This is a genomic window from Pseudomonas sp. 05N434 (genome assembly GCF_056396965.1).
Window position 1 is genome coordinate 1 of record NZ_JBFTMK010000413.1, and the last position, 4,573, is coordinate 4,573.

Annotated in this window: 5 protein-coding genes and 1 tRNA gene; 2 read left to right on the top strand and 4 right to left on the bottom strand. The window is 57.6% G+C overall.

The window, feature by feature from the left end; all coding sequences use genetic code 11:
• Positions 1-934, bottom strand: a 934-nt coding sequence (locus AC1DLB_RS22020) for a DUF1631 family protein (protein ID WP_477785642.1), incomplete at its 3' end; no start/stop codon positions are given.
• A gap of 360 nt (positions 935-1,294) precedes the next feature.
• On the opposite strand from AC1DLB_RS22020, the gene nadC reads away from it, so the two are divergent.
• Positions 1,295-2,143, top strand: a complete 849-nt coding sequence (gene nadC / locus AC1DLB_RS22025; RefSeq protein WP_019582448.1) for a carboxylating nicotinate-nucleotide diphosphorylase — start codon at positions 1,295-1,297, stop codon at positions 2,141-2,143.
• Between the two features lie 51 nt (positions 2,144-2,194).
• Here the strand turns inward: nadC and AC1DLB_RS22030 are convergent, their stop codons facing one another.
• Positions 2,195-2,500, bottom strand: coding sequence for a DUF6388 family protein (locus AC1DLB_RS22030; RefSeq protein ID WP_018929491.1), 306 nt, complete (start codon positions 2,498-2,500; stop codon positions 2,195-2,197).
• A 304-nt stretch (positions 2,501-2,804) separates the two neighbouring features.
• Between AC1DLB_RS22030 and AC1DLB_RS22035 the strand changes: the two genes are divergently transcribed.
• Positions 2,805-3,350: a hypothetical protein gene (locus AC1DLB_RS22035; RefSeq protein ID WP_018929490.1), complete on the top strand. Its 546-nt coding sequence runs from the start codon at positions 2,805-2,807 to the stop codon at positions 3,348-3,350.
• A 10-nt stretch (positions 3,351-3,360) separates the two neighbouring features.
• Here the strand turns inward: AC1DLB_RS22035 and AC1DLB_RS22040 are convergent.
• Both AC1DLB_RS22040 and pnp read right to left on the bottom strand, forming a co-directional pair.
• Positions 3,361-3,436 (bottom strand) — tRNA-Thr (locus AC1DLB_RS22040).
• A 162-nt stretch (positions 3,437-3,598) separates the two neighbouring features.
• Positions 3,599-4,573: polyribonucleotide nucleotidyltransferase (gene pnp, locus AC1DLB_RS22045; protein ID WP_477785643.1), on the bottom strand; the 975-nt coding region annotated here is incomplete at its 5' end.

Genomic DNA, 4,573 nt, shown 5'->3' on the forward strand with positions numbered 1-4,573 from the left:
CATATTGCTGCAAGTGCGAGAGCAGTCGCAGCAGGTCGCGGGTGGAAATGGGCTGGGTCTGGGCACTGACCTCCAGGGTCGGCGCAACGCTGCCGCGCACATGGAGCAGCAACTCCTGCAAGGCGGCGAAAACTTCCTGCACCCCCTCGTCAATCTGTGGATTGCTGCTGCGACTCCCTGCCTCGACAGGGTCGGCGTGAGCACTGGCAGCCGCTCGATCAGTGGCACGCCGCGCCGGGGCGGGCTTGAGGTCCGGCAGCACACCGGTGGCGATCAGCAATTGATTGGCTTCGGCGTAGAGCTGATCGGCGTTGCTGAGCACATAGCGCTCAAACAGCTTGAGGATGATCAGCTTGACCTTGATCTCCATCCCCAGGTTGCGACCCGCCTGCAGGAAATACTCGCAGAGCAGCGTCGGCCCCAGGGGGTTGTGCTGTTCGACCAGTTTCTTGCCCAACAGGGTGCTCAGTCGGGCGGTGAGTTGGTCGAGGGCGAAGCCATCGCGGTTCAGCACTTTGCCGACCATGATCTCCACCGCCACATTACGCTCCATGTCGTCATGGGATAGCGACGCCGAGGTATCGAAAGCCAATGCCCGGGGCAAGGCAGCCTGTGAGGTGTCGCACTGCGTGAGTCTGAGGAAAGCCTCGAGGAACTGCTCGAGAAAACCGCGCTCGATACTTTTGCGCTTGAGGCGCAAATCGCGCATGGCTTCGAAGAAAATGTTTTGCTCGACATCGTTTCGGGCCCGGTCGGCCATTTCGAACAAGGTGTCGTCGGCGTTATCGAACAGCTCCTGCAAACCCTGCTTGAGCTGTTGGGCAGCTTTGTCGCGAACCTGAAGCAGAATCACGGGCAGGCGGGCGAGCAGCGAATGAGTCGCCTGATCGGTAGTCGCCTTGTGCAAAGGCACTACATTCCCGTCGTTGTGCATCCAAGCCTCCTGAAACGGTGATTCTTCGGTTCGGTAAGAAAGATCGAGCACGCCGGCCACACAGCCGGCGTTCAGCGGAGAACATTGCACACCCGCTGTCATTCAATAATCGGGAATCCAAAGGTACGTCAAAGCTATGACGTCAAATGCAAGGCAGAATTATCTGCAAAAGACCTCTCTTGTGCCAGCAGACTCTGCGCTCCCAAAGAAACAGACGTTTATGAAAGACCCTTGCTTAGAGTCAATTGCTCACGCGAATCGACCAAATGCAGGTTCGTGAACGACGGGATGGTTGTTGATGCCTTGGGTTGCCTCGCGCCATGGCCCTATAATCGGGCCACTTTGTTTGTGGAGCCCGTTATGCCGAATCTACGTCTCGCCGATTTGACCGCCGAAATCGAAGCCAACGTGCGCCGTGCGTTGCTCGAGGACATCGGCAGCGGCGACATCACCGCGCAACTGATCCCGGCCGAACGTCTGGCCAAAGCCACCATCATCACCCGCGACGCGGCCGTCATCAGCGGCACTGCATGGGTCGATGCCGTGTTTCGGCAGCTGGATCCGCGGGTCGCCGTGCACTGGCAGGTGAGCGATGGCGAGCGGGTGAAACCCAATCAGGCGCTGTTCCACCTCGAAGGCCCGGCACGCTCGCTGCTCACCGGCGAACGCAGCGCGCTGAACTTCCTGCAGCTGCTTTCGGGCGTGGCCACGCGCGCGCAGTACCTGGCGGATTTCGTCGCCCAAACCCAAGTGAAGTTGCTCGATACCCGCAAAACCCTGCCGGGGCTGCGTCTGGCCCAGAAATACGCCGTGACCTGCGGCGGCTGCTACAACCACCGCATCGGCCTGTATGACGCCTTCCTGATCAAGGAAAACCATATCGCCGCCTGCGGTGGCATCCCTGAGGCTATTGCTGCCGCGCACAAGATCGCTCCGGGCAAACCGGTGGAGATCGAAGTGGAGAACCTGACGGAGCTCAAAGAAGCCCTGGCGGCGGGGGCCGACATCATCATGCTCGATGAACTGAGCCTGGATGACATGCGTGAAGCCGTGCGCCTGAATGCCGGCAAGGCAAAACTGGAGGCCAGTGGCGGCATCAACGAAAGTACGTTGCTGCCGATTGCGCAAACCGGGGTGGATTACATTTCGATTGGTGCGATGACCAAGGATGTGAAGGCGGTGGATCTGTCGATGCGACTGAGCCTCTGAGTTCTTCGCATAAAGAAAAACGCCAGCCCCGATGAGGCTGGCGTTTTTGTATCAGACCACCAGATTGTTCATCTCGCAGTACTCTTCCCACTCGACACCCAATACCTCGGCCGCTTCCTTGTGCAGCGCCAGGCGCGCAGCCTCGAACTCTTCCGGGGTTGAGGTGTACTTGAGCGTCAGCTCCCACGGCTGCAAGCCCTGGGCTTCTGCCTCATCCTCGAACGCCCACTGGATCTGGTCCTTCTGATCGTCGGCAGGCAAGTCCTTGATCTCTTCCAGTAACTGGGGTGCATCCAGTACGTACTTTTTCAGGGCTTCTTCGTGTCTGGCTTCTTGGGTCAATTCTTTAACGGTCATGGCGTTCTCGCTGATCTGGGGAATGGAAGATGGATCTGGATCATCAAGGATCTCTCTGACGCAAAAAAACCGTTTGAAGCCCGGTTTGTCTGGCCTTCAGAACCATTCGGGATCATCTGAAAACTGCTGGGCGATGCTCATGCAGGCAACGAATATAGGACGTTTTGCCGACGATTTACACGGCTCTTTACATCTATCCCGCAAAAAGCTGTGTGCAAGAGACGCTGGAGACCTCGGGGAACATAAATTCAAATCCCAAGTCATAGCGATGTGCCATATCGGCACTTCACAAGGAACCCCAGTGATGCGCAGTTTTTCGAAGCTTTCGTCTACCCGTCTTGCCGCTGCTACCCTGCTGCTCGGCAGCCTGACATTGGCCAGTGCAGCTCAAGCGGCTGTCGAAGTCGCCTCTGACCCTTCGCTGTACTCCGACAAAATCTCTGCCCTCCACAATTCATACGGCAAGGACACGCTCGTCAGAACCAGTGTCAGCATCGATGATCTGGAAAACCTGCAAAAAACCGTGAAGGCCAATGCCAGCGATCTCGAAAGCCAGAAGCGCACTATCAGCGAACAGGCCCGTCAGATCGAAGAACTCAAACGCAACAGTGGTTCCAGCACCAGCTCCAGCAGCAAGGAGATTGATGATCTCAAGCGCACGGTCAATGAACAGGAACGCGACCTGAACACTCTCACCAAACAAGTGGAAGAGCTCAAGCGCAACAGCGGTTCCAGCTCCAGCTCGAACAACAGCGAGATCTCCAGTCTTAAACGGGAAATCAGCGATCAGGATCGCGCGATGGATCAGCTCAAGCGCACCGTCGAGGAGCTGAGCAGAAAGGTGAAGTAAGCGGGGAAAATGGTGCCCGAGACAGGAATCGAACCTGCGACCTTCGCGTTACGAGTGCGCTGCTCTACCGGCTGAGCTACACGGGCTGTGGGCTAAACCTAGCACCGGTCTCGAGGTCCGGCAACTTGTGGCGAGGGAGCAAGCTCCCTCGCCACACCAAATTCCACGCTCAGCTTTTTCCTGCACACAGCAAAACGCCCCGAACCAGTCGGGGCGTTTTGCTGTTCAACGGTCAGGCGCGGGGGTAATTAAACGCCCGAAGCCTTGGCCGCTGCTACGTCTTTGATGGACAGCTTGATACGGCCGCGGTTGTCCACGTCCAGTACCAGAACTTCCACTTCCTGGCCTTCTTTCAGGATGTCGGTCACTTTCTCAACGCGAGCGTCGCTCAGCATCGAGATGTGAACCAGACCGTCCTTGCCCGGCAGGATGTTGACGAATGCRCCGAAGTCGACGATGCGCTCAACCTTACCGACGTAGATCTTGCCGATTTCAGCTTCAGCGGTGATGCCCAGAACGCGCTGGCGTGCAGCTTCAGCCGCTTCCTTGGTTTCGCCGAAGATCTTGATCGAGCCGTCGTCTTCGATGTCGATCGAAGCCTTGGTCTCTTCACAGATCGCACGAATGGTCGCGCCGCCTTTACCGATGACATCACGGATTTTGTCGGTGTCGATTTTCATCGCGATCATGGTCGGAGCGTTTTCCGACAGCTCGGTACGCGACTGGCCAATGATCTGGTTCATCTGACCGAGGATATTCAGGCGCGCTTCCAGGGCTTGGCCCAGAGCGATTTCCATGATTTCTTCGGTGATGCCCTTGATCTTGATGTCCATCTGCAGCGCGGTAACACCTTTGGCGGTACCGGCTACTTTGAAGTCCATGTCGCCCAGGTGGTCTTCGTCACCCAGGATGTCAGTCAGGACGGCGAATTTCTCGCCTTCTTTAACCAGACCCATGGCGATACCAGCAACCGGTGCCTTCATCGGTACACCAGCGTCCATCAGAGCCAGGGAAGCGCCGCAGACCGAAGCCATGGAGCTCGAACCGTTGGACTCGGTGATTTCCGACACGACACGGATGGTGTACGGGAACACGTCGGCAGCAGGCAGCATGGCCTGAACCGAACGACGAGCCAGACGGCCGTGACCGATTTCACGACGACCAGCGCCACCCATGCGACCACACTCGCCCACCGAGAACGGAGGGAAGTTGTAGTGCAGCAT